At 61.0% G+C, this 25,682-nt stretch carries 24 protein-coding genes; 2 read left to right on the forward strand and 22 right to left on the reverse strand.

Translation table 11 applies throughout. The annotated features are described in order from the left end of the window. Positions 1 to 53 precede the first annotated feature (53 nt). Both NL64_RS06090 and NL64_RS06095 read left to right on the forward strand, forming a co-directional pair. Positions 54 to 1,052 (forward strand): NAD(P)H-quinone oxidoreductase, encoded by a 999-nt coding sequence (locus tag NL64_RS06090; RefSeq protein ID WP_034147258.1) that lies wholly within the window; start codon positions 54 to 56, stop codon positions 1,050 to 1,052. 180 nt (positions 1,053 to 1,232) lie between these two features. Further along, positions 1,233 to 2,162: an alpha/beta hydrolase gene (locus NL64_RS06095; RefSeq protein WP_052321203.1), complete on the forward strand. Its 930-nt coding sequence runs from the start codon at positions 1,233 to 1,235 to the stop codon at positions 2,160 to 2,162. A gap of 34 nt (positions 2,163 to 2,196) precedes the next feature. Here the strand turns inward: NL64_RS06095 and NL64_RS06100 are convergent, their stop codons facing one another. From NL64_RS06100 to NL64_RS06210, 22 genes are all read right to left on the reverse strand, one after another. Further along, positions 2,197 to 3,021, reverse strand: coding sequence for a hypothetical protein (locus NL64_RS06100; RefSeq protein ID WP_034147259.1), 825 nt, complete (start codon positions 3,019 to 3,021; stop codon positions 2,197 to 2,199). After that, positions 3,018 to 3,356: a hypothetical protein gene (locus NL64_RS06105; RefSeq protein ID WP_034147260.1), complete on the reverse strand. Its 339-nt coding sequence runs from the start codon at positions 3,354 to 3,356 to the stop codon at positions 3,018 to 3,020. Before NL64_RS06105 ends, NL64_RS06100 begins: the two co-directional genes overlap by 4 nt. Next, a complete protein-coding gene (locus tag NL64_RS06110; RefSeq protein WP_034147261.1) occupies positions 3,353 to 4,531 on the reverse strand; it encodes a phage tail tip fiber protein in 1,179 nt (392 codons plus the stop codon). Before NL64_RS06110 ends, NL64_RS06105 begins: the two co-directional genes overlap by 4 nt. Next, entirely contained in the window at positions 4,531 to 6,171 is a 1,641-nt protein-coding gene (locus NL64_RS06115; RefSeq protein ID WP_034147262.1) for a hypothetical protein, read from the reverse strand. Before NL64_RS06115 ends, NL64_RS06110 begins: the two co-directional genes overlap by 1 nt. After that, positions 6,152 to 6,505 carry a phage holin family protein gene (locus NL64_RS06120; protein ID WP_052321204.1) on the reverse strand — a complete coding sequence of 118 codons (354 nt, stop codon included), beginning with the start codon at positions 6,503 to 6,505 and terminating at the stop codon, positions 6,152 to 6,154. Before NL64_RS06120 ends, NL64_RS06115 begins: the two co-directional genes overlap by 20 nt. Further along, entirely contained in the window at positions 6,505 to 6,921 is a 417-nt protein-coding gene (locus tag NL64_RS06125; RefSeq protein WP_034147263.1) for a glycoside hydrolase family protein, read from the reverse strand. The genes NL64_RS06120 and NL64_RS06125 overlap by 1 nt, the downstream gene beginning before the upstream one ends. Continuing rightward, positions 6,918 to 7,103, reverse strand: coding sequence for a hypothetical protein (locus NL64_RS06130; protein WP_034147264.1), 186 nt, complete (start codon positions 7,101 to 7,103; stop codon positions 6,918 to 6,920). Before NL64_RS06130 ends, NL64_RS06125 begins: the two co-directional genes overlap by 4 nt. 53 nt (positions 7,104 to 7,156) lie before the next feature. Beyond that, positions 7,157 to 7,555, reverse strand: coding sequence for a DUF1353 domain-containing protein (locus tag NL64_RS06135; RefSeq protein ID WP_034147265.1), 399 nt, complete (start codon positions 7,553 to 7,555; stop codon positions 7,157 to 7,159). After that, positions 7,552 to 7,893: a DUF4376 domain-containing protein gene (locus NL64_RS06140; protein ID WP_253277059.1), complete on the reverse strand. Its 342-nt coding sequence runs from the start codon at positions 7,891 to 7,893 to the stop codon at positions 7,552 to 7,554. Before NL64_RS06140 ends, NL64_RS06135 begins: the two co-directional genes overlap by 4 nt. A 227-nt stretch (positions 7,894 to 8,120) precedes the next feature. Next, complete coding sequence (locus NL64_RS30465) at positions 8,121 to 9,857, reverse strand: hypothetical protein (RefSeq protein WP_034147266.1); 1,737 nt, start codon at positions 9,855 to 9,857, stop codon at positions 8,121 to 8,123. Then, positions 9,854 to 10,171, reverse strand: a complete 318-nt coding sequence (locus NL64_RS06155; RefSeq protein ID WP_034147267.1) for a phage fiber-tail adaptor protein — start codon at positions 10,169 to 10,171, stop codon at positions 9,854 to 9,856. Before NL64_RS06155 ends, NL64_RS30465 begins: the two co-directional genes overlap by 4 nt. 9 nt (positions 10,172 to 10,180) lie before the next feature. Continuing rightward, a complete protein-coding gene (locus tag NL64_RS06160; RefSeq protein ID WP_034147268.1) occupies positions 10,181 to 11,380 on the reverse strand; it encodes a hypothetical protein in 1,200 nt (399 codons plus the stop codon). A 54-nt stretch (positions 11,381 to 11,434) separates the two neighbouring features. Next, positions 11,435 to 11,839, reverse strand: coding sequence for a phage tail fiber protein (locus NL64_RS06165; protein WP_034147269.1), 405 nt, complete (start codon positions 11,837 to 11,839; stop codon positions 11,435 to 11,437). 64 nt (positions 11,840 to 11,903) lie between these two features. Continuing rightward, positions 11,904 to 19,208, reverse strand: coding sequence for an ImmA/IrrE family metallo-endopeptidase (locus NL64_RS06170; protein WP_034147270.1), 7,305 nt, complete (start codon positions 19,206 to 19,208; stop codon positions 11,904 to 11,906). A gap of 65 nt (positions 19,209 to 19,273) precedes the next feature. After that, positions 19,274 to 20,995 (reverse strand): hypothetical protein, encoded by a 1,722-nt coding sequence (locus NL64_RS06175; RefSeq protein ID WP_034147271.1) that lies wholly within the window; start codon positions 20,993 to 20,995, stop codon positions 19,274 to 19,276. A gap of 13 nt (positions 20,996 to 21,008) precedes the next feature. Continuing rightward, a complete protein-coding gene (locus NL64_RS06180) occupies positions 21,009 to 21,542 on the reverse strand; it encodes a hypothetical protein (protein WP_034147272.1) in 534 nt (177 codons plus the stop codon). A gap of 10 nt (positions 21,543 to 21,552) precedes the next feature. Next, positions 21,553 to 22,209 (reverse strand): hypothetical protein, encoded by a 657-nt coding sequence (locus tag NL64_RS06185; RefSeq protein ID WP_034147273.1) that lies wholly within the window; start codon positions 22,207 to 22,209, stop codon positions 21,553 to 21,555. Beyond that, positions 22,206 to 22,622, reverse strand: a complete 417-nt coding sequence (locus tag NL64_RS06190) for a hypothetical protein (protein WP_034147274.1) — start codon at positions 22,620 to 22,622, stop codon at positions 22,206 to 22,208. Before NL64_RS06190 ends, NL64_RS06185 begins: the two co-directional genes overlap by 4 nt. Beyond that, complete coding sequence (locus tag NL64_RS06195) at positions 22,622 to 23,239, reverse strand: hypothetical protein (RefSeq protein ID WP_034147275.1); 618 nt, start codon at positions 23,237 to 23,239, stop codon at positions 22,622 to 22,624. The genes NL64_RS06190 and NL64_RS06195 overlap by 1 nt, the downstream gene beginning before the upstream one ends. After that, the gene (locus NL64_RS06200; protein WP_034147276.1) at positions 23,236 to 23,934 is read right to left on the reverse strand and encodes a phage adaptor protein; all 699 of its coding nucleotides are present in this window, start codon (positions 23,932 to 23,934) and stop codon (positions 23,236 to 23,238) included. Before NL64_RS06200 ends, NL64_RS06195 begins: the two co-directional genes overlap by 4 nt. Before the next feature lie 2 nt (positions 23,935 to 23,936). Next, positions 23,937 to 24,320 (reverse strand): hypothetical protein, encoded by a 384-nt coding sequence (locus NL64_RS06205; protein ID WP_034147277.1) that lies wholly within the window; start codon positions 24,318 to 24,320, stop codon positions 23,937 to 23,939. Between the two features lie 52 nt (positions 24,321 to 24,372). Beyond that, on the reverse strand, positions 24,373 to 25,521 hold the full coding sequence (locus NL64_RS06210; protein WP_034147278.1) for a phage capsid family protein: 1,149 nt from the start codon (positions 25,519 to 25,521) through the stop codon (positions 24,373 to 24,375). Positions 25,522 to 25,682 lie beyond the last annotated feature (161 nt).

Below are 25,682 nucleotides of genomic sequence, written 5' to 3' on the forward strand. Positions count from 1 at the left end.
TCCGCGCGAACGCGCGGTCTTATCTACACAACACTTCTCCTCAGGTATACGAAATGAACTTACCTAAAGACATGACCCTGATCGAAATCACCCAACCCGGTGCTCCTGATGTCCTGCAACCACGCCAGGTACCGGTTCCTACACCAGACGCTGGTGAAGTGCTGATCCGCGTGCACGCTGCCGGCGTCAATCGCCCCGACGTGCTTCAACGCGCGGGCAAGTACCCGATGAAACCCGGCATGAACCCGAACCCGGGCCTGGAAGTGGCCGGTGAAGTGGTCGCCGTTGGCGCAGGCGTCAGCGACTTTATCGAAGGCGACAAGGTCTGTGCGCTGACCAATGGAGGCGGGTATGCCCAATATTGCGCGGTCCCGGCCAGCCAGACCCTATCAACTCCCGAAGGCATGGACTGGGTGCAAGCCGCCGCGATCCCGGAAACTTTTTTCACCGTGTGGGCCAATCTGTTCGAGATGGGCGGCGCCAGTAAAGGCCAGCGAGCGCTGATTCACGGCGGCACCAGCGGCATCGGCACCACTGCGTTGATGCTGTGCCGCGAGTTTGGCGTCAAGGCATTCGCCACGGCGGGCAGTGAGGAAAAGTGTGCGGTGATCCGCCAGTTGGGGGCCGAGCCGATCAACTATCGCGATCAGGATTTCGTTCAGGTCATTCAGGAAAAAACCGCCAACAAGGGCGTCAATGTCATCCTCGATATCATGGGCGGTTCGTACCTGAACCAGAATATCGCGGCATTGAGCATGGAGGGTCGACTGGTGATGCTGGGCTTCCTGGGTGGCGCTCACGCCAAGGACATTGACCTGCTGGCGATCATGGCCAAACGCGCCGTGGTGACGGGTTCGCTGCTGCGCTCGCGCACCCGGGAAGAAAAAGCGTCGATTGCCGAACAGTTGCGCGAATACGTATGGCCAGTGCTGGCGGCAGGGCGTTGCCTGCCGATCATCGACAAGGTCTACGCACTCACCGAAGCGTCGCAGGCCCATGCCCGAATGGAAGCGGGCGATCACATTGGCAAGATTGTATTGCGCGTGGACTGATAGCAACGCTATTCCCTGTGGGAGCGAGCCTGCTCGCGAAGAGGCCTGCACATCCGACATTCACGTCGGCTGACACTCCGCTATCGCGAGCAGGCTCACTCCCACAAGTCGCATTTTTCCCCGCCCCGCGCACGCATCTGTTAAAACGCGAACTTCATGTCTGTTCCAATGGACCACCCGATGCCCACTGCCCTCCTCACTCGTCTGCGCCAACGCTGGCTGCCGCTGCTGTGCATGGCCGCGCTGGTCGTCGGCCTGCCCGTGAGTTGCGGCGCGCTCAAGTACAAGGAACGCGAGTTGTTGTTCCGCATTGAACCGGGCACGGCGGGCTGGTATCGCGGTTTGCCCCAGGACGTTCAGGAATTCGACATCAAGCCTGCCAGTTTCAAGGCCGGGCAAAACCTGCATGCCTGGTGGTGGCCGGCTGCGCGTCGCGATGCGCCATCGATCCTGTACCTGCACGGCGTGCGCTGGAATCTCACCGGCCAGGCGTTCCGCATCGAGCAATTGCGTGCCATGGGCTATTCGGTGCTGGCGATCGACTACCGTGGGTTTGGCCAAAGCAAAGGTGATTTGCCGTCGGAAGCCAGTGTTTATGAAGACGCCCGAGCCGCCTGGGAGCGCTTCACCGCGATGCAACCGGACGCCAGCAAGCGTCTGATCTACGGCCACTCACTGGGCGGCGCGGTCGCCATCGATCTCGCCGCGGACCTGGCGGCGCAGGCAAAAAAAGAGCACGTCGCCGTGCCGGTGCGCGGCCTGGTGATCGAATCCACCTTCACCTCGCTGGGCGATGCCGTGGCGGAAGTCGCCGGCAACAATCTGCCCGTGAACTGGTTGCCGGTGCGCTGGCTGCTGTCGCAGAAATTCGACTCCATCGACAAGATCGTCGACATCGACATGCCGCTGTTGGTGGTCCACGGTTTGGCCGATCCGTTCATGCCATCGCGATTCAGCCAGCAGTTGTTCAATGCGGCCAACGAGCCCAAGCGACTGTTGCTGGTTCCTGGCGGGACGCACAACAACAGCATGTTATTTGCGTACTCGCAATGCGTGTGGCGTAGTTATTTCAATGAGTTAGGTGCTAGAGCCACGCCATGCTTACGCTGAAAACCGCATCGCTGGTATAAAAAGTGGTACGAGATTATTCGACCTGCACCGCGAACAACTGGATAGGGTTGTAGGCCAGCCAATTCGGCAAAACGTCATCCGGCATCTGGTTGCTATCAATCATCGCATACAACCCTTCTTCACTATTGCGATCCGCACCACCGACCGTGCACATGATCTGGCCGGCACCCATCGAACCCTGGGTAAATCCGAACCGCGGACTCACCGAGGGAGCATAGGACGTTTTGATCGCCTGCATCGGCAGGTTCGACGCGATGAAGCCGTAGTTCTGTCCAACCGGGTACGGCCACGCCGCGACATAGGAGCGCCACTGTGGGTAGTTCCCGACGGCGCTCCAGCCACCGACAACGCCCAACAGCTTGATCACCGGTGTGCCCGAGTCAAATGTCAGTCGGCCGTTCTCATCCCAGATGCGCATCCCGTAGGCTTCGTTCGAGGGCGGGCAGCTTTCGATGTCTGCCGCTGCGTAATCCCACAGAGGGAGTGAGGACGGTGCCTGAAAGGTATAGTAGTTCGAGACTACTTGCCCTGGGTAAAACTCCGCGTAGCTGACCTCGAACCCAGTCCATCCTCCCGGACCACCGGTGTGCTGAAACGCATGCCAATGCCCATTGACGATACCTCGCGGGAGGAAGGCAACAATGGGTGGAGCGTCACTGATGATCGCCGAGCTGTAGGTGATCTGCGCCCGTACCCCGTGGCGGTTGTCGGGGAACTGCCGACACCGATCCAAATAGGGGCCGAACGATCCGCGACGCGCCACCGCCATCGTCACGAAGTCAGCATCGATCGTCACTGCTCCAGAATCATTGAACGCTTTGAAGCCATAGTTACTCATGCCGATCCCACCATAATGACGTCGATGTTGGCCCGGTACGAACTGCCAGAAGACGCGCTCAAGATGAGTTCGCCGTCACCAACTGTCACCGTAGGGAGACTGGCCCGCACCCCATTCTTGTACCCGGAATATGTACCCCACTGTGTGTACGACCCGGGCAGCACATTCACCATCGCGTGAACCCCCGGCTTGGCCAGCGGTGTCGCTACACGCACCACGCCGGAACGATTGCCGAGACGAATCTGCACCTTGCCCAGCACCCGCATGGTGAAGTCGGTCTCGCTGAAGATGAGTTTCCCGTCCTTGTCCCAAATCCGGAGCCCCATCACGCTCATAACGTCTGGTCCCCCAACTGGATGCGCAGCCTGGCGTTGTCGAAAAACTTCATCACGTTGTCGCGCATTTCGAAACGTCCGTTACCGTTGCTGCTGTTCATCGCCATGCCACCGTTCTTGTCGAGAATCCAGCGCGGCTGGCCATTGCTCGCCACCTGATTGGAGCGGATGACCCCGGCGATGTTGGCATCAGTGATTTGGATCGAGTTCACGTCGATCATGTCGACGCGCAGCCGCCCCGCCACGGTGGTGACCGGATTGCCGGCGCCGTCGACCAACTTTCCGAAGCTGATTGGCCCTAACTTACCCTGCTGGATCGTACCGTCGCGAATCACCGCGGCGTCCAGGTAGAGCACATTGTTGTAGAGGATGAAGGGCTTGATCTTGCCAGTACTGCCGGGCGAGGCCACCCAGAAGGTGTCGGCCAAGATGGCGAACTCCGACGTGGTGCCGTTGTTGTACGAACCGAAGCCGGAGATATAGCCATTCACATCGAGGCGCACGGTGTACTGCGCCTTGAGCCCCTCAACCACCTGACTGGTCTGGGTGATGCTGGTCTTCATCCCGTTAACCGTGCCCCGGAATGACGCCGACAGGTCGCCCTCATCGATGTGCCCGGAAATATCCGCCATCAGCTCGGCGACGTCCGCCTGCTTGGTGGCCGACACGACATTGGAAAACGGACCTTCCCGGTTGTATTCAGACAGGAAACGCACCCAGTAGTAATACTTGGTCGCGTTGCTATCCGGGATACGGTCGAAGTACAACTGCCCGCGCGAACTGTCGAGCAGCACGCGGGTGGTCGGGTCCGGCTTGTCGCTGCGCCAGATTTCCGCAAAGGCATGGACGTTGTACTGCTGGTATGGCGTGTCCCAGGTCAGCGAGATCCCGCCGAAAACACCCTCTGCCCCTAATGCCACTGGCATCGGTGGGATAATCCGCGCTTCGGCGGACTCCACCGTGACCGGTACCAGTTGGCCGTTGCCCTGCCCGCCGAGCCGCGCGATCCCGCCTTCGAGCAGGTCGCGACGGGTCACCCCTTCTTCCAGCGGATCGCCTCGGCGGCCCAGACGGACCTCCACCGCCTCTTTCATCGCCGCCAGCATTTGCCGCATCTGCGGCGAGGCATCCTTCGGCGGCTCTGGAATGGTAAACGTGACCTTCTTGCCTGCCATCAGCGCAGCTCCTGAGTTGATTGGCACACGCCGATTTCAGTGACGCGCGCACCACTGGGTGCCGCGACTTCCAGCTGCCACTCGCAATTGAGCTGCCCGCCCGCCAAACGGAACGGTTGCCGGCCGGTAACCACGTAGCTGCGCGCCACGCCGTCGGCGGTCACCGTGAGCGTCACCGGGTAGACGGTCGAGAGCACACGGGCAAAACTGAACGACACCGGCGGCGTGGTCAGCACTTTGGACTTCCAGCGGAACGCCCCACCTGGGCCGGAGACGATGTCGAATGCCACACCAGCGCTGTTGAGCAGCACCACGGTGTCACGCATGGCGTCGTAGTAGGCTTGGCGCAAAGTGGATGGCAACACGGCGCTCAGGCCGAGCACGACAAAACCGCCGCCGGCCGGGTCGAACATCCACCACTGGTTGCCGACGCTGAACACGTAGTAGCCCTCGTGGGCAAACGCCACGATGTTGGCCGGGACGAAATCACGCAGCCAAGTCCGGCGGTCCATGAAGTCCTTGGTGATGACCTTCACATCGCTGCCGGCGACCGCTACCAGCCCGTCATGGCTGGCATAAATCACATAACCACCCATGTCGACGATGCTTTTGGCCGACAGGCACGGATGGTTGGCATCCAGTTCCACCGGGGTGGCCGACGCTGGATCAGCACCCGAGCACCAGTACGGTTTGCCGAGGGTCGCCACCAACAACCCGTTCTGGGTCGCGGCCATTCCGACGATGGGGTACTTCAGTGGGAACCGATACGCTTCAGGCCACGCATGCGGCAGCAACGCTTCGCTGTAACACAGGTAGTTGCTGTAGAACCCGGCGACGAAGTTGGACGCCACTGGGGTCATGCGTTGCAAACCCACCGGCGGCGGTACCCAGTCGGTGGAAACCAGCGCCTCCCCTTCGTTGCCCATCGGCACGTTGTCGGTCCAGCCGCCCAGCGCAATGGGAATGTCAGCGAGGAATTGCCACTCGGAAGAGGAACCGTCGAACGCCGCCCGATACACCCGGCGCACCGCACCAGAAATTGGAAACTCAGGGAGCGATTCAGCCGTGAAATTCAGGTTGCAGGTGAACGGCAGGTTGTTGGGCAACTGCGCCTGGGTACTCGGCGGCGACGGCGCACCCTCGTGGCCATACTTATCGACGAAGGTGAAGATGTAGGCCACGTAGGACAGGTCCGCCGCTTGCCCAGCAGGCACGGTGAACGCCGGGGTACCCACTACTGCGGGATACAACGGTGTTGGTACACCCAGTTTGTAGCTGACCGGATTCAGTGACAGGCCACCCTTGAGGTAGTTGTCCGCCACGGTGTAACGCGGACCTGAGGCCGTGGTGTAGTAAACCCGCCCCCACTGATCCGACACCGACAACAGCGAGGCAAAAGCCACGCCGTTGGTTGCGGTAGTCAGTTGTAAACGGGTGTCGTCGTTGCCGGGCCGCAGAATGCTCATGCACTGCGCGGCCAATGGAGAGAACGGCAGTGAAGGCTGCGCCGTGACGATGCTCTCCCCCAGCACACCGCTGGAAAAGTCGACGTTGTACGCGTCAGTGGCCAACTTGTCGGCCAGGGCGCGCGGCTCGATGCCGGGGGCCATGCCCCCGAATTCATTCAGGGCGATTTTCATCTGCTTTCCCGGGATAGAGCCAACTGGACACGCGTTGCTCCAACAGGGCAATCGCGCGCCCACCCATGTGCCCGGAGATACCGGCAAAGGCCATCGTCAGGTACGGAGGGAAGTTGGCAGAGAGGCAGAAGTAGCCAGTGACGACACCGGCAAAACCGGAGATCGTCCACTCGCCGATCAGCTCGACGAAACTGAACGGCATCTTGGTGCGACGGACCCGGGCGATGTAGCTGGCCGTGCCGCCCCAAACGGCGAAGCACAGGACCCACACCCAACTGAGGCCGACGACATCCAACAGCGATACCGCTTTGGCGGCCAGATATGCGCCGTCCATTACCAGCCACCCTTGCGCATGGCGGAGGCCAAACGATCTGCCCGATCACCCACCTGGTCTGCCCATTTGGATTCGAGCATCTGGCGCGCAGCTTCTTCCCAATTGTTGGCGAGCACCGCGGCGATCATCTTTTTGAAGCCGGCCAACTTCGTGTAGCCCATGTTGAACATCATGTTCACCAAGGCTTCTTGGCGAGCCTCGGCGATCGCATCAAAGTTGCGGAACATGCGGCGGCATTCACCAATCGCTTCGCTGACGTCATTGACCAACATCAGGTCGATCTCGTCATCGCGGAAGCCGCGATCCGTCAAGTTCCGACCCACTCCGCCGGAGATTTTGCCGACCGTGTCGGTGTAGATCCGCTTGCGCCGATCCTCATCGATGGATAGGCGCGCGTATACGCGCTGAAGATTCATTTGCCCACCACGCGCTGGATTGGATTGACACGGTTGCCGAGGGCTTGACGCACGATCGCGACAACCTGGTCATCCACGGTGTTGGTGGTGCGAGCAGCGGCCTGTTCGAGACCGATAAGGACCACCTGTTGAGTGAGGCGGTCAGAGAAGAACTTGAGTAGGAATAGAGCGAGGAATCGCATGGCTGCACCCTTGGTTGGGCGCAGCCGTGCGCGCTAGAATAATAGCATTGCGTTTATTTTACCCCAATCGAAGGAACTTGGCGCGCGATGTTGTAACTCGACCCGCCACCGATGCGCACACCCTGGTACAGCAAGATCGCTCGCATTTTCGGCACCCCTTCCGCGATCAGTGCACGGTAGAAAACCTCATCACAAATCGCCCGGGTGTGTTTGCCATTGCGGTACAGGTAGTCATGCACCGTGGCGGCCTTGTTGCCGTACCCGACCAACAGCGCATAAAGCCAGAACAACAGTGGCGTGTTCAGGCACTGGATGCTGGCGAAGTCGGTGCCAAAGCCAGCCGGCACTTTCACCACCCCGACCAAATCATCGAGAAAGATCAATTCATCGAGCAACTTGTGGTCCCACTGCGCCACTTCTTCGGTGCGCAGGCTAGACAGGAACTTACTCATTCAGGCCACCCTTCTTCGAGCATCGATTCGGTGTAGGTGTCGCTCTGCACTGCGGCGATTAGCTCCGCTTCCCGGTCAAAGCAGGACTGGACGTGCGCTCGCACCGCTTGTGACACAGCGGCCAAGGTGGCGGCATTCAACTCGACAAACCCCACCGGGGTTTTCCAGTTACAGACGTAGCTGGGATCGAGCACCGAAGCCAGTGTGGCCCCGGTGATCAAACCCTGACTGTCACGTCCGGTGTCGATGGCCAAACCATTGAAGGTAATCCCTCTGGTTTCCTCGGTGTAACGGCGATCGGCGATGTCGTGCTTGAGTTGTTCGGGAGTACGTTGCAATGACGCTGCAATGGGGCCATGCACCCCCGCCATAATTGCTTCGTATAGTTCGACCCCGTGGACTTCACAGTCATGCGGGGAGGCGGTGAAAGGAATCCACCCATGCGCAACATGCTGGATTTCACAGTCAATAGCCCCCCCATTACCATGCCGTAAGTTACGAACCCCCACAAAGGTGGGTTGAGGAACTCCAACTTCCTGTGGGGGCGATACAGGTAACTCACTCATCATGAAACCCTCAACATTATAGTACCGCAGTTGTTATTAGCTGGACCCATTGCCTTCCAACTGCCGAAGTTTGGAGTGCCATAGTTCTGGCTCTCAGCATCGGTGTAGGCGACCTGGTTACCACCGAAATAAGTACCCGCGCCATAGTTAGTACCGGTGATGTTTTTCATAAAGGCATACGCACCCACACCAAGAGGGGCAGTCTCGGAAACCTTGGTGATTACATTGCCGATTTGCATGTAATTGGCCACCAAGAAGTTACTTAGGTAACCTCCCCATACAGCACCGCTCACATTCCCATCGTTTTGGTAGACGGATGCTCCGGCCCAAAGGTGGGTTCTGGCGGCGCAGGTTCCATCAGCTAGAATGCGGAAGTTGCTAGCGTTCCCCCCGTTATCAAAATACAGGGTGGTATCATTGACCTTCATGGTCATAGAACCACGCCAGGCATTCCCAGCCGCGTTAATAGTCCCGATACTGGTCACGCCGTCCGTGATGGCAGCTATGTTGCTGCCGTAACAAGATATGTTAGTGCCACTAAGTGCGCCTTGTGCAGAGATATTACCGAGCGCACTGATATTAACCGCAGCGCTAAGACTAGCCAGAGTAAGGTTGGCATACGCTGCTAAACCTTGGTTGTACAGCCTGAATTCGTTAGCAGCCCTTAACTGAAGACTACCTGCGTACCCGCCCGGTTGATGGAATCCAAGCGTAGGAAACACCGTGTTAGCGGCGCCGTTCCCTTGAATTTCTACCCCTCCAGTAGAGAAGTCGTTTCCTGAACCTGTCCCGATTATGTGGTTGGCGGAGATACCACCAGACACGTCACGACTTACTATCGTATTTGGGGTAGCAACGTAAACCGCTGTAATCCTCGCCGAGTTGGCCAAGCTATTGAGCTGCCCTTGGACCTTTGCAAACGCACCCATTACCGTGTCAGTCGCTGCCACCGCCGTGTTGGTCCCGACCAGATAACCAGCAAGCACCGTCCCGCGGACATTAGTCGCAAAGTTACTGGCTACATCGCTGATCTGGCTCTGTAGCTTGCCCAGACTGGAGAGCACAGTGTCCGTTGCTGTGATGACCGCGTTAGTAGCCGTCGAAAGGCCGGTCAGCGTGATCGCACGTACGTCTGTTGGTAGGTCGCGCCAGGTCTTGGTGCCGGCATAGAACTTGTTCACCGTGTCCGCCACAACGGTCGGCTCTTTGCCGGCCAGTGCGTTGGTCACAGTGGCCGCGAAATTCGGGTCATTGCCCATGGCCGCGGCCAGTTCATTCAGCGTGTCCAGCGCCCCCGGTGCTGAGGCAATCAGGTTGGCAATCGCCGCCTGGACAAACGCTGTATTCGATGCCTGCTGGGAGTTGGTACCCAGTGCCGCTGTCGGCACCGTTGGAATCCCCGAGAACGCGGGACTAGCCAGATTGGCTTTACTGTCCAGCTGCGCCTGAAGATCACCCGCCGTCAGCGCCTGATAGCAGAAGGCAACGCCGGACCATGCCACCGCCGCGGTGCCTTCTTGCCCGCGCGTAACGCCGGTCAGTTGAAGGCCAGCGCGCGCGGTGTAACGGATGATCTCGACCTGACTCGGTTTGGTCGGGCTGTCGGCCAGGATCAGCACACCACCAGTAGTCGGTGGCAACTGAAACGGCGCTACTGCGGCAAGCACCGTGATCTCGGTGGCGGCCGCACTCAATGGCAGCGTCAGCTGGCACTGGACGAAGTTTGCATAGCTCATTTGTCGCGCACCTTCACTTTGAATTCGACTTCTTTTTGGCGGTCTTGCTCGGTCACCACCACGCAGGTCACGATGTAATCCACATACTCGGTGCCCCCTCCAAGCCAAAGCTTGAAGCGCACCGGCTGATCCCCGAACAGGGTGTAATTCGGATGGGGGATCGGTCCGAGGATCAGTGTCGGAACGGGCTCGCTGGTGCTGCGGATCGTAATGTCCACCCGCTGGATGTCGTCGCCGGGTACATCGCTAAACCACGCCGCCATGTCCACGTCGTAGTCGAGGACATCGTTCGGCTGTTTGGTAAATGTCGTCACGGGGTGTCCTCATGCGGCTAGCAGCCGCACCTCCGAAGAAATGATTACAAGCCGCGAGAACGGGCCTTCGTAGTGGGTCCGGCTGAGCGGCGCAGGACCGACCTCATTAACCAGGTTGAATCCCGATGCCGTCGCGGTGCCAAGTACCGAACCGCCACCAACACGATTTCGGACGGCCTCCGTGTCGACTGCCCGCCCCGTTGCTATCAGGGCCGCGCTGATGCGGATCTCAGCGAGTGTCTGTACTGCGGTGGCCTTGGCCATAGCTGCTGACTGCGCCCCGAAGGTATGCCGCGCATCCGCCCGCACCTTCGCGGAAGCCGATGCACTGCCACGTACATTCGCGCTCAATTTGCACTTGCCCGTCGCAGTAGCTTTCGTCTGCCCCGGGGCACCGGTGACACCGGTCGCAATCACGAGGCCGTCGCCAACCAGGACCGCTTTTGGCGTGGCCGCACCCTTGCCACCGAACTGCTGCAACGCATAGCCCGAGGCCTGTGCTGCGCAATGCAGGGTTTGCAGTTGGTAAACGGTGGTGGTGCTGACCTTGGCGGTGGCCAAGCACACTGTGTTGCCTACCGCCTCGAACTCGCGAACGCCGGCGCGGGTAATTGCAGCGTCACCAAACAACGCGGCTGTGGCCGCACCGTAGCCTTGTGCGCCCGCCGTGCGGAGAACGAAGCCGGTGACTTCCGCGGTGGCCAAACCGGAGCTCTTGGCACCGATGAACGCCGTCGCCGTTGCTACACCAGCAGCGGATGCCAAGGTGTCGCCGACGCCGACGTGGTATGTCGTGCCCACGCCTTTGGCAATCGCCCGCGCCGGAACACCATAGGCCAGTTGGTATACAAAGCCTTCGCCCTCGCCGGTCGCGTAGGACCACGCGGCCAAAGGCCGCGCCCGGGTCTTGCGATAAGCAACAGCGACTGGAGTGAGGTACGCATGCGCTTCACCGGCGGCGAAGTAATCTGCCTTCGCATAGCCTGCAATCGAGGCAACTGCGGTGCCAAGCGCGGAACGTGCAAAGAAGCTGACATGCGCCCGACCAGTGACCGTGGCTTTCGCCGCTGCCACTTTCGCCGGTGGTACCACTGTCTTGAATGCGAGGGTAGAGCTCGTGGCACGGGCAATCGCCGCACCACTGAAAATCTTGCGAACCTCCGGGACAGCCGACGCTTGCGCGACGCACGCAGCGACGCCCGAGACCATAATCAGTCCCGAGAGTACGCCACCAAATAACGACCGCCCGAAGACCACTGCTTATTAGGCCAGGGTGACGGTGAGCGAACCGACCGGGAACGACAACACGTCGGTCGGATCAAGAGTTTTCGGGTTCAGCATCGGCGCGTGATAGAGCAAGTTGCCAGAGTTCTGCGCGTCGAAAATACCCCAATGGGTGATGTTGACCTGCACGTCGACAATCGGTGGGAACACCAGGTTACGAGTATTGCTGGTCGCGCCGTTCGACGGTGCAGTAAAGCCATCCGACACCACAGTAGTGTGCGCGCGTTGGCGGACATACGAGCTGTCGTTCAGTTCGGCGCCGGTACCAGCATCGGTTGGGTCAGATTTGAACAACGCCACGTAGACGCTGCCGCCGGTGTAAGTGCCGCCGCGCAGGGTGGCACTGACCAAAGTGTTTTCGAGGTAATCAGAAAAAGCCGACATCGCGCACTCCAAGTAAAGGAAGGCGCGACCGTGCGCATATTAATAGCAGTGCGTTTATTTTAGCTCATTTGAGCGCCCCAAACAGCGTTTTGTTTTGGCTCCAGATCGGGATCATCTGGCGCAATTTCTCACCGTCATCCTGCGCGCCGAACAGCATGTCCACTTTGCCCGCCACCGGAGAAATCGAGCCCCAGATACTCATGCCCCATTCCTGCTGCTGACGCAGGTTGCTCAAAAATTCCAATGGCCCAAGGCCGCCGGCGCGGCTGAAAGTCGCACTCAGGTATTCGAGACTGTCGGCGTATTCCTCACCGGGGCGGCCGTTGAGCCGACGCAGCCAGTCACGCAGCTCCAGCGACGCAGCGGCCAGCGGCATCACTGCAATGCCGAAGATAATCGCCGGCATGGCGATCGCCACCGCCTGCCCGAACTGCTTGGGATCGAGGTGCTTCCAACGCTGACGCATTTCGCGATACATACCGCCGAGCACGGTGTCGCCATAGGTATAAAGAAAATGCTTCAGGTGCCAGGCCATCTTCAGGTAGGGATTGTTGCCCCAGTGGGTTGCCTGAAACTTGCTCGGATTAAGGGTCGCTTCGTTAACGAACTGGTTCAGCGCCTCGCCCATCTTGGCTGCTACCGCCTGCTGATCCGGTGCCAATTCCGGACTCCAGGCCGGGCGCCCTGCTGCATCCCACGCCAGCACAGAACCGGCATCGATGTTCAACTGGTTCAGCGCTGCATTATCGTTGTTCGCTGCCGCATTCAGCAGGTAACGCACGCCGATGCTGGTGGCCAAGGTGCGCGAGGTGCGGACGATGGCTTCGTTGCCGTTGAGGCGGAAGAACCAGCTCTGCATCTTGCTGATCGTCGAGCTCTGGTACTGCTCACCCGTCATCTGCCACATGACCTGCTCCGACGCTTCGGACAGCACAATGCCCATGTCGCGGGCCAGTTGCTTGGCCTGCCGGTAGTCACCCACCGCATCGGCGATACCGACCTTTCCGCCGCCGCGAACCAGCGGCAGCGCCAGTTCCGGGATCGAGGCCACACCGGAGAATGCCAGCACGGTCATGCCGACCCAGCCGGTGATGAACTCTTGGGTGTTGCGCCACCAGCTCGGCATCGACTGCCCTGCCGGGTGACGACCCAGCGCCCCATTGACCAGCGCCATGACTTCCTGGGCCGCCGGTTCACCATGATCTTTGCGCACCTCATCGAGCAACGCGTGGAACTTGGTGTTCGGGCCGAACTTGGGCCGCACCTTACCGTCCACCGACTCGAACTCGCCCGCCACCGGGCCGCCGAACACAGACTCCCACGCCGCGCGTTTGCCCACCCCGTCGACCCAGTGGAACAAGGCCGCATCGTGCTTTTTCAGCAGCCAGCCACCCTTCATCAACTGATCCAGGCCAACGGCCTCAACCAACTGGCGGGTCGTCTGGTGCACACCGACCGGCAGCCCCGGCGCGATCACGCCCTCCAGTACACCCGGGCCGTGCAGAATCCGGTCCACCATTTGCCGAACTTCAGTGGGCTCCAGCTTCAGCTTGTCCGCCAGCAATTGGCTGAACTCCGGCTGGCGATCGCCCACCATCTTGCGGTCGAAGGCCACCGGGGCAAAGTTTTGGCCCAGGTCTACCGAGCGCAGGCCGCTGCGCTTCGCTTCGGCCACCAGTGCATCGATGACTGTGCGGATCTTCTGGCCACCCGCCGTGGTTGGCCTGCCGGTATAGGCATCTTCGAACGCCGCCTGCACCGCCAGATCGCGCTCCGCGCGCGAACCTTTGTGCTCCGAGTGCAGAGCGCCCAACAGGGCGTCGACCTGCGACATCATCCGGCCTTTAATCGCCCGGCTGCGCTGTTCCCAGCTCTGGCCAAGCACCGAAGGCGCGGCATTCGCTGGTTGGAACAACGCACGCGAAAGGGTCTCGTTGTAGCGAGCGATGCGGCTGTAGACCATGCTGAACAACGGCGCAGCCTGTGGCAATACCCCTTTCTTCCAGAACGCATTGGCCCGAGTCTTGAGCAATTGCGTCTGCGCTGTAGCTGCACGCACGTCCTGCGTACCAGAGGCATACCGCACCACATTCCACTGTACCGAGCGGCGCGCTTCCTGGACTGTGCCACCTACCAGCGGCCCCGGCGATTTCACCGCTTCGTATTGACCTGCGAACAGGCTCTTGGCGAAATTGCGGAACGCGGGATTGGTTTCTGCCGATGTGCCGATCAGCGTGGTCCAGACTTTTTTCAGGTGCTTGAGCAGCGAAACCAACACCTGATTGATCAGCCCGGCGTCCTCTTTGGTCAAGGTGTCGGCGTTCTCCATCACCGCCTTGGCAAATTGGTCAGCGAACCACTCGTGCTGCAAGTGCTCGTTCGCATCCACCCCCACATCTGCCTTGATCGCTGCCAACAGCTCATCGTGGTGTTCAGTTTGCAGATCGTTCCACACCGTGTCCTTCACGACGTGGCCCAGTTCGTGCGCCAGATCAGCCAACTGATGCGCGCGGGCCATCGCCCCCTGACGCTCGGCGACCACCAGGTGCGCAACGCCGTCTTGCATGAAGTAGAACGAATCGCCACTGAGTGCACTGTCGCGTACCCGGTGCGCGGCACTGTCGTCCAGGTCCAGACGGCGGATCTCGCTGTCTACCGTGGCGCCTTTGCCCAGTACCATGACGCGCAGTTCCGGCAGCGGCACACCCACTTTGCGCAGTTGATTGATCAGGTCGCGGAAACGGGTGTCGGCCACACGATCGGGGGCCTGTTTGGCAGTGAGCACTTTCGGGCGCTCCGTCGGCGACTTGGTCGAGGCCAATGTACCGGGGGCTTTGGCTTCTGCGATCAAGGCTTCCAGTCGGGCATCCTGCATACGGTCTTCAAGATCACCGATGGCCTCATCGCCGAAGCGCGATAAAGGGCCTTGGTCGTAGACATTGAATTCAGGGTCGATGTCGTTCAGCGACGACGCACCACGCCCGGGAGTGTCCACGCTGTCCGGGTCCTGCTGAATGCCGGCGGTGCGCTGCCCGCCACGCAGGGTATTCTCGATGGCACGCGGGGTGGCCTCATCGCCCAGCTTGGCTGCAACGATCTGCTCATCAGTCGGTGCCTCACGCTTGGCACCGTCCGCCGCGAGTTGCGCCGATTCTTTGGCCAGTCGGGAACGCTCGCCCAGCAACGCTTTGTACTGGTTGAACGCCTCATCCACGGAGCCCTTGCCCGCTTTCAAGCGACCCAGTTGATCCACGGCGGCGCGCAGCGGCGCATTCACCTTGCGATCCGGTTTGCGGTAGTAGACCTGCCGACCCTCGGCCGTCATGTACTTTGCGCCGGTGAGCATCTGCCGCCACAAGGTGATGGCCTCACGCACCGACGGCAGGTGCATCGAGTCAGCCGCGTGGACTTCGAACTCGCTCGCCGCGTCGGCCAAGTCATCCGCCAAGGTGTCGATCTCGTTGGACAAGGTATCGAGGCGCTTCTGCACTTCGGCCTGGCGCAGCTTGGCATTGGACTCGGCACGGCGGTCGGCCAGAGCCTCACCAAAGGTCACCGCCCCGCCCGTCACCGGGTCGACGAAGATCACCAGGTCGTCCGGGATCTTGCGCACCACCGCACGCGGCGTGTCGCCCAGCGCATCGTGGGAGTTCTGTGCACCGGTCATCAGCCGCGTGATATTTTCCAGCAGGTTGGCGGCCGCTTCCGCCGGGTTGCTCGGTGGACGCTCGCCGCCTTGGGCAAAATTGGCCAGCCCCACGGCATCGATTACCCGACCGAACATGGTGCCGTCGAACATCGGCAGGGCCAGCAGGTTCTTGCCGGCAAAGCGCTGAGTGATGGTCTTGGCCAGCGCATTGCCGAATTCCAGCGCCTTCAGTTGCTCAGCCGATGGCAGCACGGCCAGTGTCCAACCGCGCACCGCCAAGGCCGACATACGCCCGAAGAACGTCGCATCAGATCCTGCTTGCTCGCCCAGGATCATGCCTTCGTGTTCGTTGACCGCCACGCTGTCACCGCGTCCGGCATCGTGGCCTTTGGTGGTGGCCGTCAATTGACGCTCACCAGAGCTCTGGTCTTCGTACAGCGTTACCAGTGAAAGGTCATCCAGCGCCGTGGTGCTGGCCATACGCTGCAAGGTGTCTACCAGCCCACGGATCGCACCGTCAGGGTTGGTGGCCAAGGCCTTCATGGTCGCCTGCAAATTCTCCTGATCGGTCGCCGCGAGATCATTCTGCCGGGACAGCACAGTCAGCAGCCCACGCGCGGCACGCCCATCGGTGTTTTTCACCAGTTGCTGCATGCCCCGCGCGACATCCAGCGACTGGCCGGCGGCCTTGGTCATCAGCTCATCAGTCACGCCGGCGGCTTTTGCCACGGCATTAATCAGCGGCCCAGCTTCCATACGCGGGTCCAACTGCACCGCCGCATTGATCAGGCCGCCCAGTTGCCGCGCCGTGCGCAAGGTACTCGACTCTTGCTCGGACAAAACCGGCACTGCCTCCGGCTCACCGGCCTTGACGATTTTGGCCAGCGCTTCCATGTACAGTGACACACCCGAAGGCCAGCCATTCTTGGCCTTATCGCTCAGTGGGGTCGCAGCCACCAACTGGAGCAGGCGAGCGTCTTCGGAATCGAGCACGGACGGATCAAACTCAACGGTGCCGACGGTCTCGTGGGTGCCCTCCTCGTCACTGTCATCCATACGGCTCTTGCCAATACCGTAAGCGGCTTTTTCTGCCACAGCGTCATGCAACAAGGACAGGAACGATTCGCGGTTTTTGCCACCGACATCGATGTCCATGTTCTTCAGCGTCTGCTCCAGCAGAACGCGCTCGCCGTTTGGTTGTTTCTCGATGGCGCTCTCGATGTGATCCCGGTTGCCGACCTCGCCCTCGGGGGTGGCAATCAACCGGCGCAGCAACGGTGTGTTGAACACGGCATCACGAATCACATCAGGCTGCGCTTTCTGTGCAGCAGCTGGTGGTGCGGAATCCAGATCCACCGCCGGGGTGGGAAGCGCTGTCGGGGTAGAGCTGCGGGTCTTAATCGCCTCGCGCAAAGCACCCAAGGCCACGCCGCCCTCGTGCTTCAGCTCGAAGGCGCGCTGGATCTTCTGCGCCTCAGTTGCTGGCAACTGATCCACGGCTTTGGCAAACGCCGCCGGGCTGCCAAACTTGTCGGTCACCAGCTCGTTGAAGCGATCGTGCAGCAGGTCGCGGCCACGGATCACACTGCGCGAGTCATAGTATTCACGGGTCAGTTCCGCCGGCGGGACATCCAGCAGCTCGGCCAGCGGTTCCAGCGAATCGAGCCGGCGCTGTTTGTTGCCGGGTACCGATGCTTTCAACCCGCCTTTGGCACGGTCGAGCACTGCCTCGCCCAAACCGGTTTTGACGTAGTGCTTGAGGTCGATGCCGAGCTCTGCCGCTTGGGCCAGATCCTCGCTCATGTCGCGCGGTGCCGCTTTGGCTTTCGCGGCCTGCTCGATCTTGCCCTCTTCGGTCCGACGCGCGATCACCTGCTCCGGAGTGGTTTCAACGATGCTGGCTTCGGGAAACTGCTGTTTGTAGCGCTCAGCAACCTGGGCGGCCATGGATTTGCCGACCAATTGCTCACCGACCACCGCGCCATCGGCGGTATGGGCCTGGACGACCACTGCCCCAGCTGGGTCGGCCATCGCCTCTGCCTTGGTCTGGGCAAACCCCAGCAGGCGCTGGTTGTCGGCTTCAGTCGGTGCCACCGGCGCAGCATCGAGCTCAGCCTGGGTATTGGCGACCTGTACATGCCCGCCATCGATGACCCGGGCCACTTTGCCCGCTTTCTGTGCCACCTGCATTGCGGCGTCGGCGTTCTCCGCCGTGAAGTGGCGCAGCTGGCCCTCGGGAATCTGCTGGATCTGCGCATGCAGGTCTTTCAGCGGCTCGGCGGCCGTAGCAGTCACATTGTCATTCGCCTGGCCGGTGTAATCCGCCGCCGATGCTACACCTCCCACGGTGCTCACGGCGCCTTTGACACCCGCACCCGCCACCGCACCTTTGAGGCCCGCGTCGATGATGTTGGTCTCGCTGATTTCGTAATCCGGCTTGTGGTGCTGCTTGGCCATTTCATCCATGAGGGTCTGGGCCATTTCGGTGGTGCCTTCGGTGGCAGCACCTTCAGCCACTGCCTTGCCCACCCCGGCCAAGGTCGGGAGTAAGCCAGCAGCGGCTTTGCCAGTCGCGGCCTTGGTCACACCACTCAGCAGGGAGTGCAAACCGGCGTATTCCAGCGCCGACTTGCCCGCACCGACCAAAAACGCGGTCTCCGGCGCATCGATGCCCTGTGACTGCAATTCCATCTGAGTCTCACCGGTGGACTGCGCGTAGATGCTGCCCAGTGCCCCCAGTTTGGCCGCGTCTGCAAAGCCGAAGTTGGTAGCAGCGCCCGCCATGCCGCGCGCGGCCATCTGCCGGGCCTGCCCAACGGCCAACGAGCCGCCCATGTTGCGCATGGCTGCCTTGCCAATGCCTGCCAGGACTTCTTTGCCGAGCAGCGCCACACCGCCGGTGCCCAGTGCGGTCACACCGTCGATCGCCAATTGCGGAGCGAACTCACCCAGCGCCTCGATGGCGTACAGGCCTGCGTCTGCCAAGCCATGCACGTCTTCGTAGGTACCTACGGTGGCTGGGTTGCGCATCGCTTCCACGAGGTTGCTGGCAATCCCCTCCTCGCCATACTTGGCTACTGCATCGATGCCGGTCAGCTCGCCGAACGCGTTGATGAAGCCGAAGAAGGTTGCCTGCGTGTTGTCGGTGCCACGGCCAACCGCCCGACCAACGAGTTCGTGATCGAGTACCTGGTCGCCGAAGCCCCGTTCGTTTTTGTCGCCCCGCGGGTCACGGATGGCCTTCAGGGCATCGATTCGCGAACCCAGCGTGCCGTTGCGCAGGCCATCGTTCAGCCGTTCCAGTCGCTGAAAACGGGCATCGTCGGCGGCCTGGAGGAACTCGGGATGGTTGGACAAGGCAGTGCCTTGGTTCCCGGTCAGTGCTCGCGCGCCGGCCAGATACTCCGCCTGCCCGGTGCCGCCGGCAATCTTCGAGGACATGCCGGATGCCAGCCCTGCCCCCAACAGCTCGGCTTCGAACGAAGGGCCGGTGCCCTTTGGATCACGCATCGGCTGGATCTGCCGGCCGTAGGTTTCGCGGGGGTCTGCCTCGCCGAGCTTGTAGCCTTCCGCGCTCGCCAACTCGGTCGCGTCCAAGGCCTGCGACCAACCCGGCTGGTTGGCTTTCTTCTCAGGGGCATCCGCGCCGTACAGACGATGGCCGACGCCATGCTCGTCATAGAAGGTATCCGCGTCGTACCACTCATTTCTGTTAGGCATGAAAAAACCCCGTGTTAGATGCTGGTCAGTATATCACCGGCACACGGGGTTTAATCGCATTGCGTTTACCTTGGCATAGTACGCCCCAGCGACATGGCCGAGCTTTCGCCAAGCTCGCGTTGCTGCACTGCGTTGATAGCCCACTGGTGCCGCTGATCGTCCGTCATCACCTGCCCGTTGGCCCCGCTGCTCATCGCCGGGTCATTGACCAGCTTGGAGTACAGCTCCAGGTCGTCGATCTTCGAGGCGGCATCGGCGAAACGTGCCAGCCCGGTGGACTGCCCGTTATTAGCCATGGTCTGCAAGGTCGACATCAACGCCGCCTGCGCTCGCGGATCGCTGGCCACCCGAGCCTTGATCTCCGGCGGCAGGTTACGCAACTGGGCCGTCAAATGGGCCTTGGTGACCGGCATGTCCGTCTTGCCGGTCTTGGAATTCTTGATCTTCGGCAGCTCAACAACGCCGGTTGCGTCTTTCTCGAATGCGTCCCACGCCTTTTGGCTGGCCTCCTGGGCTTTCACCTGCGCGGCCGGCGCACCAGCCGCGTTGCTCAGGTACTGCGCACCGGACTGGGTACTACGCGACCGCTCGATCGCATCGGCTTGCGCGCCGAACATGGCGTTGCCGCGTGCCTGATAGCCCGGTTTGACCGACGCTGTGGCACGCATCTTCTCGTGTAGGCCGCCGGGACCGTCCAGCCCTTGGCTCAGGGATTTGATCTCCTTATCCAACCGCTGTGCTTCTTTCTGATCCGCCAACGAAACCCCGCCTTGGGCACCGCCGAGGCTGGCATTGGGCGTCGTCAGCCAGTCGCCAAATGACTGCTCTTTGGGTGCTTGGGTATCGAGCCCGGCGGTCAATGCTTCGCGTTGGGTTTTCAGTTCGGTGAGACGGGCTTCGGATTTGCTCAGCTCATTGCTGAGCGCCGCAACGTCCGCATCGGTGCCTTTGGCGGCACGAACACCGCTGTCGACATAGCCGCGGGTGTCGGTGGCCGCCTTTTCGGTCTGCGTTTTGGCCAGGAAATCAGCCTGGCGTTCGGAGATCAGGTGTGGATTCAACAGGGCCAAGGCCGCGTTGTCGAAGCTGATAGCCGTGACATCGGTGTCTTTCGCCGAGCCGTTCGCCGTCGCCGGTGCACCGCCAGCTTTGATCGGCTGGCCTTCCATGTCATGGCCGTCAACCAACGGAACAAGGCCCTTCGGCGTGGCTACCGCACGCACGTCGGTGTAGTTGCCTTTGCCGTACCGCTCAGGCGCCAGATAGGCCAGCAACTTACCGGCATCCTTGTCCAGCCCAGAGTCGCGCAGACGCTGGTTGATCTCCTCGGGAGTGCCCCGCAGTTGCCCATCTGGACTGTACATGGCAGTCATGACTGCTTGCTGGGTACGCTGCATCTGTGCGGCCAACTTCGAGTCTTTGTAGGTTTCTTCAGAAATATTGATCCGGCGAGTGTCGTTGGCTACCGATGCCGCCTGATTGGCGAGCGCGCCACGCTGGTAGCGATCCCGTGAGGCCAGTTCATTTTTAGCCTGCGTCGAATTGACATCGAACTGACGTTGGTTCTCCCCCAGCGTTGCGTTGTACTGGCGTTTTTCCTCACCAAATTTGTCTTGGTTAAACGAGTACATGCTGTCCCACTGGCTGTCTGCCTTGGCGTCACGCTCGCGCTGGTAATCTTCCTGCCGGCGGGCACGCTTCTCGCCCTCCACGGTTTTGTAGAGGTCGAGCCCCGACTGAACACCTTGGTTCAGCCCGGCGAGCAACCCACTTAACGAATCAGACATGTCGTACCCCTAATCACATCATCATGGCGGCAATTGCCGCCGTGGCAGCCAGGGACGCGCCCGCCTGCATGTTGTTGTTCTTCGTCGTGGCCTTCTGCTGCGTGTACACGCTCTGGTTCGCCGTATCCGCGCTGGTTCGCGCACTTTCCAGTCCGGAAGCCGAACTGTAGGTGCCCAGTGCCTGCTTGCGGATCGTGCCACCGACGTTCATCAAACCCGCCAAGGTCTGGGTACGGTTGTCCCGGTCCGTCACGATGGCGTTGTTGCCCGCCGACAGCTGAGACAGCGAGCCCGACAACGCATTCTGGCGAGCTTCGCCTGCCGCCTGATCAGGTGTGGTCGTGGTGCCATAGCGCTCGCGCATTCGTGACAACGAAGCTCGTGCGGACACCGCATCCGTCCCCGCGCGATCCATGGCCTGGCCAACGGTCGAATCACTCAGCGAGGCAATCGTGGTCTGTTCCAACGGGCGAAACTGCTGGAGGTAGCGGTCGAACTCCTCTTTGGAGATCGTCGCCAGCTCGTCGGCAAGGGGTGTGGTACTCATGGGCTACTCCTTACCGAAACATGGGTTGGACGCGGCTGGCCAGGAACCGCTGCGTGTTGTTCAAGCTGGCCGGAGACTGCTGCGTGTTGCCAGCAGGCGACTGCTGTGGAGTAGTGGTCACCGGAGTTGCGCCGCCTTTCGACATCCCGTAATACGTCAGTCCTGCTCCCGCCAAGGTGCCCGCAGCACCGGCATACGCCGCCTGATTGCTCAACTCGGCCTCTTGCTTCGTCATCTGCGTGCGGACGGTGTCAATCGCTGCACTGGTTTGGCTGCGCGCGGCGGTGGACAAGCTGGTGCCCGCATCCGCGGTGACCCCAAGACCCACACCAAGCGCACTCAGGCGTCCGTCATCGCGGGTGCGCACCGCTTTGGCCGTTGCATCGTTGCGCGCCGAAGCCACCGCGCCGCCAATCGCGGCCGTGTCCACCGGGGCAGAACTCAGGGCCATACGCTGGAGGCCTGGAGTGGCTTCACGCATACCGGCACTGCCCGCCTGCGCGGACAGTCGGGACGAATAATCACGGCCTGCTTCGTCGGCAAACTGGCCTTCAAGCGGCGCGTACGTCGAGCGGTAGTAGTTGATCTGGTCCTTGGCCAACGCCGTCTGGATTTTTTCCCCTTCAGACACCTCAACGGCATCGGGTTTATCGGGTTCGCTGCTCATGACCGGACCTCTTTGGTGAACTTGAACTCGGCTAATTCATAGCCGAGCATGGGGGCCAGTCGGAGCCAGCCACGGCGTTGGGTGCCGAAGGTCAGGCGGGTACAGCCCCGCTCGCCAGCTTGCAGTTCGCACTCGGCCAGCCCACGCTGCAAGGTGTCGCGGGCAGCTCCGGGGCGCACATAGGCATGCCATACGTGCAGGGCATCACCGTTGACTTTGGTGGTGAACAGTCCCACCAGTTGCTGGTCCTCGACCATGACCGTCATCTGGGCATCGCCGCGCATCAAGGTGCCGTAAATATCCGGGGCGAAGTGCAAACGACCCTCGCGGGCCGTCAGTCGTTCGCAGGCTTCTTCCAGGAGCCAGTAATGCTCACGCAGCGCCTCGGCGCTGGTGACTTTTGCCACCTCCATCAGATCCCCCCATAACGTACTTTGCGCACCACCGGCGATTGCTGGGCCTTCGAGGTGCGCATCGCCTGGGCTTTTTCTGCGTTGGCCATGCTGGAATACACCGAGGCCAGTTGCAGGTCGCCCCACGACACATTAGGCATGGCCAGCAATACCGCCTGCGCACCAAACAAAATGCCGTTGCGGTGCATGGCGAACAGCTCGTCCGGCAGTTCAGTCAGTTCATTACCCGGGGCCACGGCGACGTGCATCACCAGGCCGTTGCGCAGGTAGGTTTCAGTCGGGATCACATCGAGCTGGGCAACCGCCGAAGCACCAAGAATCGCATAGCCACGTGGGGTGCCAGTGCCATCAGTGATGTTGCGCTCGCTGATCGCTTCCAGCACCTTGCCGTCCAGTCGCGCCCAGAAGGTGCGGACAGGGAACGTACCTGCCGGGTATTCCAGCTCCACGTCGCGTTGGCCCTTGATCACCGGGGCCGGGTCGAGGGTCACTCGCCACGACTCGCTGTCGCGGTAGAACTCGGTGGCAGAGACGCGCAGTGCGCGCTCCACCAGAGTTTCCGGGCAACCCGGCGCCGCGATGAGGGTTTCGGCCAGTAGGCTTTCGAGGTAATTCATGCCTTGGCCCGCACGTTCGGATTGACCACCGCTTCGTTCTGCGCCTTGGCGGCCAGCGAACCGGCAAACAAGGTGTAATGCGCGCTACTGCGTTCGCCGTTGCCGGCAAAATCGGCATCTTTCGAGTACGCCCGGAACAGCACGTAATCGAGCAGGACGTTGGAATAGATGTCCGGGATGGAGATTGCCTGGCGATACGACGTCAGCACGTTCGGGTCACCCACGGCCACGACATCCGCCGGCGCACGGGAGATCACTGCCTCGATGGCACCGGTGCCGTCGTTACCTGGGAAAACATAGAAATTGGTCGGGTCCACGTCATCGAAACAGAAGTGCTTGACCTCTTTGGCGTAAGTAAACACCGACGGGTCATGCCACGACGGGTGCTGCGAATCGAGGACCTCACGGTCCACTACCCGAGCCGCCCGGGTACCCACACGAGGCGTGGTGACTGGGGTTTTCAGGTTGCGCATCACCCGCAGCAGCGCCAAGCCACCGGCACCAATACTCTGGAGCGTGCCTTGTGTGAGGGTCAGTGCCACGTTGACGGCGGTTGCGCTCGGCTTATAGATCGCCACTTCGCGCTGGCCGTCATTCAGCCACTGGAGCATTTCACTGAACGGCCAACGAACGCCCGTGGTGTCCTGCACAATCGTCTGTGCTCGGGTGATGATGTCGCTGGCCAGAATAGTCATGCTTAGACCTCAGGTTCTGCTTGGATCAATGCCCAAGCTTCGTCGCGCAGGGCTTCGGTCACGCCTTTGCCGGCTTTGCCGCGCAACGGGGTCAGTTTCGGCTCGCCGGTCACCGCGAACAGTTTCGCGTCACCTTCGACCATCAATTCTTTGATTGCAGCGACCACCAGCTCAAGCGCCGGGGCTTCCACAAGTTCTTTAACGAGCTCTTTCACCGGCTCTTTGGCAGCGCCGGTTTCGGCAGCTTCGTCATACAGGCGAGCGCCACGGGTCAAAGCAGGGCCGATCAGCGACTCTCGGATCGGTCGCGGGACACCGGGCTGGAACAGTGCGGAAACGCCGTTGTTGGCAATCACCATCTGCTCATCGGAAACGTAAAGGTCCATCTGTTTCTCCTAAAAAGGAGTGGTCCCGAAGGACCACCCAAACCCCGTTTCGTTAGTTGTAGAAGGACAGCGCGGTGTCCAGCGTGATGACGCCGAAGTCTTCCTTGGAAGTCGGGCTGGACAGGTTGCCCTTGAACTGTGGCTTCAGGAAGCCAACCATCTTGGCGATCGAGACACCGTTTTCGGAACCGTAGTCGAAGTCACGTTCGACCCACTCAGCGCTACCAATGTCAGCCATACCCAGTGCCTGAGCACCGCAGAGCATTGCGCGCTGGCCTTTACCGTTACCGGTGACCGCACCGAAGCCTTCACCCGCTGCTGCACCGACGGTGTTGAACACATGGCGGTACTCGGTGACGATCAGGCCATCCACGTTGACCGAATCCACGCCTGCGAACAGCGGGTTACTGTCACCGCGCACGCCGGCATTACGGATGTTGGCCAGGAAGTCCGGGTCGAGGCGCAAGTCGGCCATGCCCTGAGGCGTGACGAAGACCTGGTAGGTTTCAGAGCCGCCGGCACCTTTCAGTGGGCGGATGTAGTTGTCCTTGGCCAGCGCTTTCAGGCGAACCAGAGCGGCGTAGTCCATCGGGACCAGCGAGCCGTCGGCCGCGTCAAAACCGGTACCGGAAGTGATACCCGAGGACTTAAGGTGGTAGCCGCGACGCGCAGATGGCGCAACGGTGCCTGCATCGGGTGCAAACTCCAGGTCGTTGAAGTTCTTGCCTGCGGCCAGAACCGGGCGCTTGGAACCGTTGGTGTTCAGGGTGTACGGCATGGAAGCCAGCGACAGGAACGCCAGTTGGTCCATACGATCGGAGAGCCAGTAGCCCAGTGCGTCTTTGGAAGCGTTACGGAAGTTGACGATCGAACGTTGATCCGCCATGCGACCTTCAAGACGGTTTGCGTTACGCATCTGGTCGAAGGTGATCACGGTGTCGTAGCTGTTCAGCGCTTCTTCGTTGTCTTCCAGACGGGCGTCACCGACCACACCGTCACCGGTCATGTCAGCGAGCAGGGTCATCACGGCGCGGACGCCTTTTTTGCTCTTGGTGAGCTCAGTGATGTGCTGGATCAGTGCGTTCGGGCCGGTGCCCATATAGCGGGAAATGAAAGCGTTGTTGCGAGCGTGGTGCCAGAAGGCCATACCCCACGCGGTGTATTGTTCGTCGGTCAGGGCCGCGAAATTGGTCTTAGCCATGGTGGCTGTGTCCCCTTATTCGCCGCACCTCGGGCGCGGCTAGTCGAATGGTGTGTTCATCGATTGCCTTGCCCCGTGTCGTGGGAGCGCCGAAGGTAAAACCGCTGTTGAAGGGGACGACCCTGTGCTTCATGTCGCAGAAGCGAGCGATGCCCAATTAT

It is taken from the genome of Pseudomonas fluorescens (assembly GCF_000802965.1).
In the GTDB taxonomy this organism is placed as follows: Bacteria; Pseudomonadota; Gammaproteobacteria; order Pseudomonadales; family Pseudomonadaceae; genus Aquipseudomonas; species Aquipseudomonas fluorescens_A.